The 12300-nt window shown below is 70.3% G+C and carries 10 protein-coding genes; 6 read left to right on the top strand and 4 right to left on the bottom strand.

Going from position 1 to position 12300, the window contains the following annotated elements:
• Window positions 1-158 precede the first annotated feature (158 nt).
• Window positions 159-1823 carry a multidrug ABC transporter permease/ATP-binding protein gene (locus tag FIU88_RS04695; RefSeq protein ID WP_152478359.1) on the bottom strand — a complete coding sequence of 555 codons (1665 nt, stop codon included), beginning with the start codon at window positions 1821-1823 and terminating at the stop codon, window positions 159-161.
• A gap of 215 nt (window positions 1824-2038) precedes the next feature.
• Between FIU88_RS04695 and FIU88_RS04690 the strand changes: the two genes are divergently transcribed.
• The 6 genes from FIU88_RS04690 (at window position 2039) to FIU88_RS04665 (ending at window position 9188) form a co-directional block, all read left to right on the top strand.
• Window positions 2039-4171: a TonB-dependent receptor gene (locus FIU88_RS04690; protein WP_152478358.1), complete on the top strand. Its 2133-nt coding sequence runs from the start codon at window positions 2039-2041 to the stop codon at window positions 4169-4171.
• A 77-nt stretch (window positions 4172-4248) separates the two neighbouring features.
• Window positions 4249-5268, top strand: a complete 1020-nt coding sequence (locus tag FIU88_RS04685) for an ABC transporter substrate-binding protein (RefSeq protein WP_152478357.1) — start codon at window positions 4249-4251, stop codon at window positions 5266-5268.
• Window positions 5262-6266, top strand: a complete 1005-nt coding sequence (locus tag FIU88_RS04680) for an iron ABC transporter permease (RefSeq protein WP_152478356.1) — start codon at window positions 5262-5264, stop codon at window positions 6264-6266. The genes FIU88_RS04685 and FIU88_RS04680 overlap by 7 nt, the downstream gene beginning before the upstream one ends.
• Window positions 6263-7300 (top strand): iron ABC transporter permease, encoded by a 1038-nt coding sequence (locus FIU88_RS04675; RefSeq protein ID WP_152478355.1) that lies wholly within the window; start codon window positions 6263-6265, stop codon window positions 7298-7300. The genes FIU88_RS04680 and FIU88_RS04675 overlap by 4 nt, the downstream gene beginning before the upstream one ends.
• A 125-nt stretch (window positions 7301-7425) precedes the next feature.
• The gene (locus FIU88_RS04670; protein WP_152478354.1) at window positions 7426-8271 is read left to right on the top strand and encodes an ABC transporter ATP-binding protein; all 846 of its coding nucleotides are present in this window, start codon (window positions 7426-7428) and stop codon (window positions 8269-8271) included.
• A complete protein-coding gene (locus tag FIU88_RS04665; RefSeq protein WP_152478353.1) occupies window positions 8268-9188 on the top strand; it encodes a sucrase ferredoxin in 921 nt (306 codons plus the stop codon). Before FIU88_RS04670 ends, FIU88_RS04665 begins: the two co-directional genes overlap by 4 nt.
• Window positions 9189-9195: 7 nt before the next feature.
• On the opposite strand, the gene FIU88_RS04660 is transcribed toward FIU88_RS04665, so the two are convergent.
• The 3 genes from FIU88_RS04660 to FIU88_RS04650 are packed head-to-tail and all read right to left on the bottom strand — an operon-like array spanning window position 9196 to window position 12274.
• On the bottom strand, window positions 9196-10344 hold the full coding sequence (locus FIU88_RS04660) for a metal ABC transporter permease (protein ID WP_016855468.1): 1149 nt from the start codon (window positions 10342-10344) through the stop codon (window positions 9196-9198).
• Window positions 10344-11492: a metal ABC transporter permease gene (locus FIU88_RS04655; RefSeq protein WP_016855467.1), complete on the bottom strand. Its 1149-nt coding sequence runs from the start codon at window positions 11490-11492 to the stop codon at window positions 10344-10346. The genes FIU88_RS04660 and FIU88_RS04655 overlap by 1 nt, the downstream gene beginning before the upstream one ends.
• Window positions 11492-12274 carry a metal ABC transporter ATP-binding protein gene (locus FIU88_RS04650; protein WP_016855466.1) on the bottom strand — a complete coding sequence of 261 codons (783 nt, stop codon included), beginning with the start codon at window positions 12272-12274 and terminating at the stop codon, window positions 11492-11494. Before FIU88_RS04650 ends, FIU88_RS04655 begins: the two co-directional genes overlap by 1 nt.
• Between the last annotated feature and the right edge of the window lie 26 nt (window positions 12275-12300).

Genomic DNA, 12300 nt, shown 5'->3' with positions numbered 1-12300 from the left:
CGGGGGGACAAGGGGTCGCCAAGACGGAACGCCACGTTCGAGGCTGGCGATTGCTTATAGTAATTGCTTGCATTTGCACAAACAAATCACACTAACTTTTGTTACACCCCTTTCCCCGGCGGTCGGTCGGCGCTCCCACGCCCGCTTTCCCGCTCGCGTCAGGGCGCGGCCTCGTCGAGCCGAGCCACCGCATCCCGGCTGACGCTCGCCCGCTGGTCGTCCATCAGTTCGCTCAGCCTGCCACCGTGCATCTCCAGCAGCCGGTCGGCATGGTCGAAGTAGTGGTCGTCGTGACTGATGGCGAACACCGTCTTGCCCATCGCCTGCAGCCGCGGCAGCAGGTCGCGGTAGAAGACACGGCGGAACTGCGGGTCCTGATCGGCGGCCCACTCGTCGAGCAGCAGCAGGTCGCGCTCCTCGGCGATCGCCATCAGCAGCGCCAGCCGCTTGCGCTGCCCCTGGGAGAGCTCGGGATTGGTCACGCTCTGGCCGTCGAAGGCCAGCTTGTCGCGCATCGCCAGCTCCTCCAGCCACGCCTCGACCAGGGCGGGGTCGGCTTGGGCGCCCTCGGGCCCGACCAGATCCGCGAACTGATGAAAGTCGCTGAACACCGCGGAGAACCGCTGCCGGTAGGACGCGGCCTCCCTCAGCGGCTGGCCGTCCAGCAGCAGCTCGCCCTGCTGGGGCCGGTAGAGGCCCGTCAGCAGCTTGGCCAGGGTCGACTTGCCGCTGCCGTTGCCGCCGATCAGGAACACCATCTCGCCCCGCCGCAGCGTCAGATTCAGGGGGCCGACGGCGAAGCCGGCCTCACCGTCCGCGCCGGTGTAGGCGAAGCGCACGTCGCGCAGACTCAGGGTCTGCCAGTCCCCCGGCTCGGCCTCGGCCACCGCGAAGTCGCGCTCGGCATCGGCCAGTTCGAGCGCCGCAATCTTGTCGAAGGCCACCTGGGCGCTCATCAGCGTCGGCAGCGCGCCGATGGCCTGAAGCAGCGGCGTGCGCAGGAACAGCAGGGTCAGCGAGTAGGTCGCCGCCACCGAGGTGCTGGCCCAGCCCAGGCCGTTGGCAAGGAAAAACACCACCCCGATGGCGCCGAGCATCATGATGTTCGACCAGTTGATCGCGCTCAGGTGGTAGGTGTCGGCGCGGATGATGTGGCCGCGGTAGTCGCGGGCGTCGACCTCGTAGCGCTCGTCGTAGAGGCGCCGCGCCCGTCCGCGGTTGAGTGCCAGCTCCTTGCGCCCGTGGATGACCGCCTCGTAGTCGCGGTAGAGCCGGTCCTCGCTCTCGCGCACCCGCGCGAGATGCCGATAGACCCGCGCCACCAGCCAGGAGCTGACGGCGATGGTGACCGCCAGCCAGGCGGCCGTGACCGCGAGCAGGCCCGGCGACAGCCAGCCCAGATATAGCGCCGAGCCGACGGTCAGCACCAGGCCCTGGATCAGCTCCGGCAGGCGCACGAAGGCGATGGTCACGTTGCGGATGTCGCTCGACAGGCTGGCCAGCAGTTCGGCGCTGCCGAGGCGCTCGAGGCGCTCGACGTCGGTATCGAGGATCTGCTTCACCAACCGGCCGCGCAGCCCGTGGACGAAATGGTGGCCGAGGATGGTCAGCGCCAGCTGCGAGGCCAGGGTCACCACCAGCAGGGCGACGATCACGCCGAGGAAGGCCGGCAGCACGCCGGCGGGGTCGCCGACGGTGTCGATCAGCCGCCGGTTGATGAAGGCGATGGCACCGATGCCGAGCCCGGCGCTGGCCAGGCTGAGCAGCATCACGCCGAGGAAGGGCCAGCGGTAATGGCGGTAGACGACGCGCAGCAGTTCCACGAGGAATCCTTGTTCCGGTCGAGAGGAAGGGAGGCATTGTCCGCCTGTGAGGGCGCGCGTCAATGCGGGGGGCGCCGGCGACTTGCGTGAGGCGGAGCGCGGCTCCGAATTGCGCAACTAAATAAAAAACATTATCGTTTGCAACATCGAGACATTCTACCGTTCTCGACACATAACGATAACCACTCCAGGATCGAACAAGGGATCTTCACGACATGCCCACTGCCCGACAACCGCACCTCAAGCGGCTGCCGCTGTTGCCGCTCGTCCTCGGCTCAGCCCTGCCCGTCACCGCGCTCGCCGCAGCGCAGGACGCGTCCGACGCCCAGGCCATGAACCCGCTGGTGATCACCGCCACGCGCAATCAAAGCCGCGTGGACGAGACGCCCCAGAAGGTCACCGTCATCACCCGCGAACAGATCGAGCAGCAGCTGGCGATCACCCAGGACCCGGGCCAGGTGCTCAGCAACCTGATCCCCTCCTACTCGCCCAGCCGCCAGAAGCTGTCCAACGCCGGCGAGACCTTCCGCGGTCGCTCCCCCTTGTTCCTGGTCGACGGCGTGCCCCAGTCCAACCCGCTGCGCGACAGCGGGCGCGACAGCTACACCATCGACCTCTCGATGGTCGAGCGCATCGAGGTCATCCACGGCGCCAGCGCCGAGCATGGCCTGGGCGCCACCGGCGGCATCATCAACTATGTGACCAAGCGCCCGGACGGCGCCGGGGTGCGCCAGCACGCCGGCATCAGCCTGACCAGCGACGACGATTTCGAGTCCGAGGGCTTCGGCCACAAGCTGGACTATCGCCTGAGCGGCCAGACCGGCGACTGGGACTACGTGGTGGCCGCCAGCCGCCAGGAGCGCGGCGTCTTCTACGACGGCAGCGACGACGAGGTCGGCATCGCCTATCCCGGCGAAATCCAGGACTCCGAGAGCCACGACCTGATGGCCAAGGCGGGCTACTGGATCGACGATCACCAGAACGTCGAGGTCGCGCTCAACCGCTTCGAGCTGGAAGGCAACGGCGACTATGTGCCGGTGGCGGGAGACCGGGGCGCCGGCGTCGCGACCACCGCGCGCAAGGGCGATCCGATCGGCGATCCCGGCTTCAACGAGGTCACCACCGCCCGGCTGTCGTACTCCCATGACGACTGGCTGGGCAACAGCGTCGACGCCCAGCTCTATACCCAGCGCTTCCGGGCCCAGTTCGGCACCACGCCATACTTCCCCTACCAGGGCGACGACGGCACGACCCGCTACGACCAGACCCGCAACGAGTCCGACAAGGTCGGCGCCAAGTTCACCCTGTCCCGCGATGGCCTGCTGGACGATCGCCTGACCCTGACCACCGGCCTCGACCTGCTCGAGGACGAGACCCGGCAGATGCTGGTGCAGACCGACCGCACCTACGTGCCGGAGACGCAGTTCCGCAACGCCGCCGCCTTCCTGCAGGGCGACTACAGCCTGACCGAGGCGGTCAGCCTGCACGCCGGCGTGCGTCACGAGCGCGCCGAGCTCGACGTCGACGACTTCTCGACCATCGACCGCAGCAACGTCACCCAGGACAACGTCAGCGTCGAGGGCGGCACGCCCGACTTCGACGAGACGCTGTACAACGCCGGCATCGTCTATCAGGCCACCGAGTGGGCGCAGCTCTACGCCAACTACTCCGAAGGCTTCGGCATGCCCGACGTGGGCCGCGTGCTGCGCAGCATCAGTGACCCCGGCCAGAACGTCGACGGCCTCTTGCAGCTGCAGCCCATCGTCACCGACAACCGCGAGATCGGCGCCCGCTTCGACTGGGATCGCTACGGCCTCGAGCTGAGCTACTACGAGTCGAACTCCGACTACGGCGAGCGCCTGGCCTTCGAGAACGGTACCTGGGTCGGCAGCCGCGAGAAGACCGAGATCCAGGGCGTCGAGGTCACCGGCGAAGCCCGAGTCAGCGATCGCCACCGGCTGCGGTTGTCCTACACCCACGCCGAGGGCGAGTCGGACACCGACGGTGATGGCAGCGTCGACACCGAGCTGACCGGCATCAACATCGCCCCCGACACCCTCAAGCTGGCCTGGAGCGCGGCCTGGAACGACGAGCTGTCCACCCATCTGCAGTTCAGCCGCTACTTCGACCGCAGCGTCGACGACCCCGAGCTGGAATTCGACGGCTACGGCCTGGTCGATGCCTCGCTGACCTATCGCCTGCCGGTGGGTCGCACCAGCCTGGGCGTGGAGAACCTCACCGACGAGGACTACTTCACCTATTACTCCCAGGCCGCCCGCAACAGCGACGACTACTACTTCAAGGGCCGCGGCCGCACCCTGACCCTGAGCTATCAGCTCGACTTCTGAGCCGTCGTCGCATGGTGCCTTTCATGAGCGGCATCTCAGGATGCCGCTTCGTTCCGTTTCCTGCCGGCCCGACCGCGATGCCCGATACTGCTTGCCACTCGAATCACGCCAAGGCGGGCGCCGGCCCTCTTTTCCGCTGGCTGGCCGCGCTGCTGGCGCTGCTGTTGCCGCTGGGCCCTGTCGCCGCCGATGCTCCCCACGACGGCAATAGCGTCGTCAACGCCTTCGGCGACACGCCCGTTCCCGACTCGCCGCAGCGCGTCGTCACCCTCTACCAGGGGGCGACGGACAGCGCGGTGGCGCTCGGCATCACCCCGGTCGGCGTCGTCGATTCGTGGCTGGAACCGCCGATGTATCGCTATCTGCGCGAGGCGCTGGACGGCGTGGAGCACGTCGGCCTGGAGACCCAGCCCAACCTCGAGAAGATCGCCTGGCTGGCCCCGGACCTGATCATGGCGACGCGCTTTCGCCATCAGCGGGTCCGGCCGCTGCTCGAGGCCATGGCCCCGACGGTGGCCAGCGACAGCGTCTTCGCCTTCAAGGCCAGCCTGAGGCTGCTGGCCGAGGCCACGGGCCGGGAGGCGCGCGCCCGGTCGCTGCTCCACGACTGGGACGAGCGGGTGGCCGACTTTCGCCGGCGGATCGAGGATACGCTGGGCGATGCCTGGCCGCAGAGGGCCGCCGTGGTGCGCTTCAAGAGCGACCACCTGCGCATCTACTCCACGGGGTTCGCCGGCTCGATCCTCGACGAGCTGGGCTTCGAACAGCCGCGCTCCGTGCAGGACCAGGGCTGGGGCATGAAGCTGACCAGCGAGGAGAACATCCCGGTCATCAACGCCGACGTGATCTTCGTGCTGCTGGAACCGGACGATCCCGCCATCGCCCGCAACTACCGCCACTGGCGCTCCCACCCGCTGTGGCAGCGGCTGGACGCGGTGCGCCATGACCGCGTGTTCGAGGTGGATGCGGTGAACTGGATCATGGGCGGCGGCATCCTGGCCGCCAACGCCATGCTCGACGATCTCTATGACCGCTACGGGCTGTCACCACCGACCTCGTCATGCGCGGCGTCCGGCGAGGGGGTCGTCGCATGCTGAACGGTCGACGATCGCGCCTCGCCGGGCTGCTGCTGGGCCTGGCGCTGGCCGCGGCGGCGTTCGCCGCGAGCGTCATGCTGGGCACCACGGAGATCCCGGCGCCGACCTTCGTCGAGGCACTGACCCACTACGACCCCGGCCGGGTCGCGCATCTCATCATCGCCACCGAGCGCCTGCCCCGGGCGGTGATCGCCGCCCTGGTCGGTGCCAGCCTGGCCATCGCCGGCGCCCTGATGCAGACCCTGACCCGCAATCCCCTGGCCTCGCCGAGCCTGCTGGGCATCAACGCCGGGGCCATGTGCTTCGTGGTGATCGCGGTCTCGTGGCTGCCCCTGCATGCGCCGGGCGAGATCGTCTGGGCGGCGCTGCTGGGCGGCTTCGTCGCCGCGGGGCTGGTCGCGCTGCTGAGCCGCGGCCGACGGGGCGAGCTCTCGCCGCTGCGGGTGGTGCTGGCGGGCGTAGCCGTCAGCGCCATGTTCGTCTCGTTCAGCCAGGGCCTGCTGATCGTCGACCGGCAGAGCTTCGAGAGCGTGCTCTACTGGCTGGCCGGCTCCGTCTCCGGGCGCGAGCTGTCGCTGGTGGTGCCGCTGCTGCCGCTGTTCGCCGCCGCCCTGCTGCTGAGCGCCGTGCTGGTCCGCCACGCCAACGCCCTGATGCTGGGCGACGAGACGGTGCAGGGACTCGGCCTGCGCGCCGGCACCGTCAAGCTGCTGCTCGGCCTGGCGGTGATCCTGCTCGCCGGCGGCTCGGTGGCGCTTTCCGGCATGATCGGCTTCGTCGGCCTCATCGTGCCGCACATGGCGCGAGGCCTGTTCGGCGTCGACCATCGCTGGCTGCTGCCGGCCTGCGCCCTGCTGGGCGCCAGCCTGCTGCTGCTGGCCGACGTCGGCTCGCGCTTCCTGATGCCCCCGCAGGACGTGCCGGTGGGCGTGATGACCGCGCTGATCGGCACGCCCGTCTTCATTCATCTGGCACGCAGGACATCGGCCCACTCATGACGCCCTCTTCTTCCCTGCCACGCACGGCCGACGACGCCGGCGAATCCCGGCCATCACGACACGCCATCGTGCTCGCGCTGCTGGGGCTGGCGCTGCTCGCCAGCGTCGGCCTGTCGCTCACCCTCGGCAGCTTCCCCACCGCCTTCGACGAGGTCATGCAGGCGCTGGTGGCGCCCCGGAACAGCGACATCGCCTTCATCGTCTGGGAGCTGCGCCTGCCGCGCCTGCTGCTGGCCATGCTGGTCGGCGCGGCACTGGCCGTGGCGGGCGCCATCCTCCAGGGCATCGTGCGCAATCCGCTGGCCTCGCCGGACGTGATCGGCATCACCAGCGGCGCCGCCCTCGCCGCCGTGGCCCTCCTCGCGCTGATCGGATCCGGCCTTGACCGCCACTGGTTGCCGGCCTCGGCGCTCGGCGGTGCGCTGCTCAGCGCCCTGCTGGTGTTCTCGCTGGCCTGGCGGCGCGGCCTCTCGCCGTCGCGCATGGTGCTGGTCGGCATCGGGCTATCCGCCGCGATGGGGGCCATGACGACCCTGATGATCGTGATCAGCGACGACAGCGCCGCCATGGGCGCCTACGTGTGGCTGACCGGCAGCCTCTATGCCGCCCAGTGGCCGGACGTGATGGGCCTGCTGCCCTGGCTGCTGGTCGCCGTGCCGCTGTGCCTGACCCAATCGCGTCACATGGACGCCATGGCGCTGGGCGATCACGTGGCCCAGGGGCTCGGCGTGAACCTGCTGCGCAGCCGGCTGCTGCTGATGGCCTGCAGCGTGGCGCTGGCCGGGGCGGCCGTGGCCTTCGCCGGCGGGCTCAGCTTCGTCGGCCTGATCGCGCCCCATATCGCGGCGCGCCTGGTGGGCCGCGGCTTCGCCCGGCTGGCGCCCGTCGCCGCGCTGATCGGTGCGCTGATCGTGCTTTACGCCGACCTGCTGGGCCGGGTGGCGTTCCTGCCCAAGGACCTGCCGGCCGGCATCTTCGTCTCGGGCGTGGGCGCGCCCTTCTTCGTCTACCTGCTGTATCGCAGCCGCCGCTGAGCCCGGGAGCACCCGACGACAGCCCCCGGTGGACGGGCCCCGGCGCGGCCTCGGCCCACGTTGCAAATGAGAATGTTTTGTCTTACCTTGCCCTGCCTTCCTTCAGCACGGATCGACACCTGCCCATGTCCAAGTTCGCCGCCCCGACGGCCCGACTGACGGGCGAAGCCCTGCGCGCCGGCTACGACGCCCGCCCCGTGCTGGACGGCGTCGACCTGGCGGTGGCCGAGGGCAAGCTGACGGTGCTGCTCGGCCCCAACGGCTGTGGCAAGTCGACGCTGCTGAAGACCCTGGCGCGGACCCTGACGCCGGACGGCGGCCGGGTCTGCCTCGACGGCCAGGACATCCACCGTCGCCGCAGCCGGGACGTGGCCCGGTGCCTGGGCATTCTGCCCCAGGGGCCGGACGCGCCGGAGGGCCTCACGGTGCGCCAGCTGGTGGCCATGGGCCGTTTCCCCCACCAGGGGCTATGGCGCCAGGACGCCGAGGGCGACGCCCGCGCGGTGCGCGAGGCGATGGCCTACGCCGGCGTCACGGACTTCGCCGAGCGCAGCGTCGACGCCCTCTCCGGCGGCCAGCGTCAGCGCTGCTGGATCGCCATGGTGCTGGCCCAGGAGACGGACCTGATCCTGCTCGACGAGCCCACCACCTTCCTCGACCTCAAGGTCCAGGTCGAGCTGCTGGAGCTGCTGGTGGCGCTGGCCCACGATCAGGGCCGCACCCTGCTGGTGGTGCTGCACGACCTCAACCTGGCGGCGGCCTACGCCGACGAACTGGTGATGATGCGCGACGGGCGCATCGAGCGGCGGGGCACGCCCGCCGAGGTGTTCACCGCCGAGAACCTGAAGCGGGTCTTCGACCTCGACGCCCACGTCATCGACGATCCCCGGGGCGGCGGCCCGATCTGCGTGCCGCTTCAGTCGCCCCTGGCCCGCTCGCGTCGCGACGCCCAGCGCGAGGTCAGCGCATGAGCCGGCGCTTCTGCGCGGTCGAGAGCGCCGCCGTCGACGACCCGCTGGCCGGCACCGCCACCCACGCCGAGCGCAACCTGCTGCTCGCCTGGCCGAGCGCCAAGTGGCAGCGCAACCTGCGCCATGCCAGCGACATGCCGGAGGAGATCGTGGCCCGGCTCGACGCGCTGGCCGAGGCCGGCCGCCGGGTCAACCTGATTCACCGCCGCGGGCACCCCAGCCACCGCCATCGCCTCTACCTGATGCCCGAGAACCGCGGCTTCGAGGTCGAGCGCGAGGCGCTGCCGGCGTTCCTCGCCGCCTTCGACAACGGCGAATCGCTTGCCCGCTGGGAGAGCGCACCGCCAACGGGGTCGCTGCTGCTGTGCTGTACCCACGGCAAGAAGGACAAGTGCTGCGCCAAGTTCGGCTTCGCCGCCTACAAGGCACTCGCCGCGGCGATCGACGCCCACGCGTTGCCGTTCGAGGTCTGGGAGAGCAGCCATCTGGGCGGCTGCCGGCTGGCCGCCAGCGCCATCCTGTTTCCCGCGCTGCGCAAGTACGGGCGCATCACCGAGGCCGACGTGCTGCCGCTGCTCGAAGCCGAGGCCCGAGGAAGGCCCTACCTGCCCTGCTACCGCGGCGACGGCCACCTGTCGCCGGTGCAGCAGTGCGCCCAGCACGCCGCGTTGGGCTGGCTCGAGGCCCGGGAGCGGGTCGCGATGCCACGCCTCGCGACCGAGGACGGCGACGACGAGGCCCGCCGGCTGACGTTCGACTGGCAAGACGACGCCCGGGCCGGCCGGCTGGTCGTGTGCTGCCGGACCGATACCGTGGTGCGCCTCGACACCTGCGCCGACCTCGAGGGCGACGGGGCCACGCCGAGCCCCGTCTGGCGCGCCGTCTCGGTCGAGCCCCTCCCGCCGGGCGAGGCCTGAGCGCCGCCTACCCCTGGCCGTCCGCGGCCCGACGCCCCGGCTCGAGGATCTCCCGGGCCAGCTCGCGGCCGCCCGGGGTCAGGTGCAGCGCCTCGCCGTTGCGCTCGATCAGCGCCTGTTCGCGGCTGCGCGCCACCACCCGGCGTGCCTTGGCATCGTCCCACAGCAGGTGCTCGCGCAGCGCCCGGGTGACGTTCTCCTCGTGCTGCTCGGGGCTGCCCTCGTGGTTGTAGAGGTGCACGGCCAGGGTGCGGATCTCGTTGAGGCGCCGCTGCCCGCGGCGCCGCAGCCACTGGGCGATCACCCCATAGCGCGGGCCGACCAGGAAGGCCAGCAGCAGGAACGCACCGGTCATCACCGCCATCATGCCGCCGATCGAGACGTCCCAGGCCACCGCCAGGGCATAGCCCGAGACGCTGGACAGGATCGATACCAGCATGCCGTAGACAAACATCAGCCACAGCCGGTCGGTGAGCAGGTAGGCGGTGGCCGGCGGCACGATGACGAAGGCCACGAACAGCACCGCCCCCACGGCGTCGAAGGCCGCCACCGCGGTGCCGCTGGTCAGCAGCAGCAGGCCATGGAACAAGAGTCCCGGCGCCAGCCCCAGGGCCCGGGCCAGCCCCTCGTCGAAGGTGGCCAGCTTGAGTTCCTTGAAGAAGACGCCGACGAAGGCGGCGTTGAGCAGCGTCATGGCGCCCATGGAAAGCAGCGCCTGGGGCACCCGATACTCGCCCAGGGTGACGGTATCGAGCCACACGAAGCCGATCTCGCCGAGCAGCACGGTATGGGTGTCGATGTGCACGTCCCGGGCATACAGGTTGAGCAGCAGCACGCCGATCGAGAACAGCACCGGGAACACCAGGCCGATGGCGGCGTCCTGCTTGACCCGCCGGGTGCTGACCAAGAGCTCGGTGAGCACCACCGTGAGCAGCCCCGTCAGCGCTGCGCCGAGGATCTGCAGCGGGCCGCTCTGCTGATGCGTCGCCAGCCACACGATGACGATGCCGAACACGATGGCATGGCCGATGGCGTCCGAGAGCATGCTGTTGCCACGCAGCACCAGGAAGGTGCCCACCAGGGTCGAGGCGATGCCCACCAGGGCGCCCACCAGCATGATCATCGCCGCGGGATTGTCGAACAGCGCGGCCAGCATCAGGCGCCCTCCTCGTGCAGCGAGGCCAGCACCCGCTCGGCCTCGGCACGCCCCGCCGGCGTCAGCAGCCAGCGCCGCGACGGCCCCGGCTCCCCCGGCGGCGCCTCGCCCCACTCGACCAGGCCTCTGCGCTCGAGCTTGCGCAGCGCGGTACGGGTGCGCAGCCCGTGATAGCTGTCGATCAGCCCCTGCTCGGAGCGGAACACCGGATCCTCGTGGCGGGCGGCGAGCCCGTAGAGGGTGGTCAGCACCTGCTGCTGGCGCAGGCGTCGACGCCCCCGCCACAGCCGCAGCGCCTCCCACACCAGGCCGCGGCCCGGGGCCAGGGCGAGCGACAGCAGCACCACGGCGGAAACGCTGAGGATGATCAGCGGGCCGGTGGCCAGGCCCCGCGACAGGGCGCTGAGCAAGGCGCCCAGCACGCCGCCGGCCACGCCGATCAGCGCGGCGAGTGTCACCATGCTCTCGAGACGCCGGCTCCACTGCCGGGCCGCCACCGCCGGGGCGATGATCATGGCCGCCATCAGCACCACGCCGACCATCTGCAGGCCGACCACCACGGCGAGCGCGACCATCATCGTCAGCAGCGCCTCGAGCCAGACCACCGGCATCCCTTGGGAGGCGGCGAACTCGGCATCGAAGGTCACCAGCTTGAACTCCTTCCACAGCACCGCCACCAGCGTCAGGGCGATCGCGGTGATGCCGGCCATGATCCACACGTCGGCGCGCAGGGTGGCCGCCGCCTGACCGAACAGGAAGGCGTCGAGGCCGCCCTGGGAGGCGTTGTGCGTGCCCTGGATATGGGTCAGCAGCACCACCCCGAGGGCGAAGAAGACGCTCAGCGCGATGCCCAGGGCGGCGTCGGTCTTGAGCCGGCTGAGGCGCGTCAGCAGCAGCATCGTCAGCGCCGCCAGGGCACCGGTGACCAGCGCGCCGACCAGGATGCTGCCCATGTGACGCCCGCCGGCGATGATGAATCCCAGACAGACCCCGGGCAGCGCCGCGTGGGACATGGTGTCGCCGAGCAGGCTCTGGCGGCGCAGCACCGCGAAGCTGCCCAGCACGCCGCTGATCAGCCCCAGCAGGGCGGCGCCGGCCATGACGTTCTGCAGGGTGTAGTCGTTCAACAGGCTCAGCAGCGAGGCCATCACGAGGCGTCGCCCTCCCCGGCCAGCCTGCCGGCCTCGTCGAGCAGCGCGATCTGGCCGCCGTAGGCGCGGCGCAGGTTGTCGGCGGTATAGACCTCGCGCACCGGCCCCTGGGCGATGACCCGCACGTTGAGCAGCAGCAGCCAGTCGAAGTAGCTGCGCACCGTCTGCAGGTCATGGTGCACCACGATCAGCGTCTTGCCCTGGTCGCGCAGGCGGCGAAGGATGTCGACGATGGCGCGTTCGGTGGTGGCGTCGACCCCGGCCATGGGCTCGTCGAGAAAATAGACGTCGGCCTGCTGGACCAGCGCCCGGGCCAGGAACACCCGCTGCTGCTGGCCGCCGGAGAGCTGGCTGATCTGGCGACCGGCGAGATCGGCCATGCCGACCTGCTCCAGCGCCGCCATGGCCTCGTCGCGCTCGCGCCGCCCCGGCCGCCGCAGCCAGCCCAGTCGGCCGTAGAGCCCCATGGTGACCACGTCCAGGGCGGTGGTGGGAAAATCCCAGTCGACGCTGGAGCGCTGCGGCACGTAGCCCACCCGGCGGCGATGCGACCTGTAGGGCAGGCCGAACAGGCGCACATGGCCGGCCACCGTGGGCACGAGCCCCAGCACGCTCTTGATCAGCGTGCTCTTGCCGGCGCCGTTGGGGCCGACGATGCCGGCCATCACCCCGGGCGGGACGTCGAAGTCGATGTCCCACAGCACCGGCTTGCTGTGGTAGCTGACCGTCAGGTCCTCGACGTGCAGGGCGAGATCCGGTTCATGCAGCGGTAGGGTCATGGCGTGCCTTTCTGATGCGTGGGATG

Origin of the sequence: Halomonas sp. THAF12, from assembly GCF_009363675.1 — a bacterium.
Lineage (GTDB): Bacteria > Pseudomonadota > Gammaproteobacteria > Pseudomonadales > Halomonadaceae > Halomonas > Halomonas smyrnensis.
The sequence above is the reverse complement of the archived record's forward strand: the minus strand, read 5'-3'. Positions and strand labels throughout refer to the sequence as shown.

Excerpts from the sequence above, each read along its gene's own strand:
- FIU88_RS04690 (WP_152478358.1), top strand. The coding sequence starts at position 2,039 with ATGCCCACTGCCCGACAACCGCACCTCAAGCGGCTGCCGCTGTTGCCG.
- FIU88_RS04685 (WP_152478357.1), top strand. The coding sequence starts at position 4,249 with ATGCCCGATACTGCTTGCCACTCGAATCACGCCAAGGCGGGCGCCGGC.
- FIU88_RS04680 (WP_152478356.1), top strand. The coding sequence starts at position 5,262 with ATGCTGAACGGTCGACGATCGCGCCTCGCCGGGCTGCTGCTGGGCCTG.
- FIU88_RS04675 (WP_152478355.1), top strand. The coding sequence starts at position 6,263 with ATGACGCCCTCTTCTTCCCTGCCACGCACGGCCGACGACGCCGGCGAA.
- FIU88_RS04670 (WP_152478354.1), top strand. The coding sequence starts at position 7,426 with ATGTCCAAGTTCGCCGCCCCGACGGCCCGACTGACGGGCGAAGCCCTG.
- FIU88_RS04665 (WP_152478353.1), top strand. The coding sequence starts at position 8,268 with ATGAGCCGGCGCTTCTGCGCGGTCGAGAGCGCCGCCGTCGACGACCCG.
- FIU88_RS04660 (WP_016855468.1), bottom strand. The coding sequence starts at position 10,344 with ATGCTGGCCGCGCTGTTCGACAATCCCGCGGCGATGATCATGCTGGTG.
- FIU88_RS04655 (WP_016855467.1), bottom strand. The coding sequence starts at position 11,492 with ATGGCCTCGCTGCTGAGCCTGTTGAACGACTACACCCTGCAGAACGTC.
- FIU88_RS04650 (WP_016855466.1), bottom strand. The coding sequence starts at position 12,274 with ATGACCCTACCGCTGCATGAACCGGATCTCGCCCTGCACGTCGAGGAC.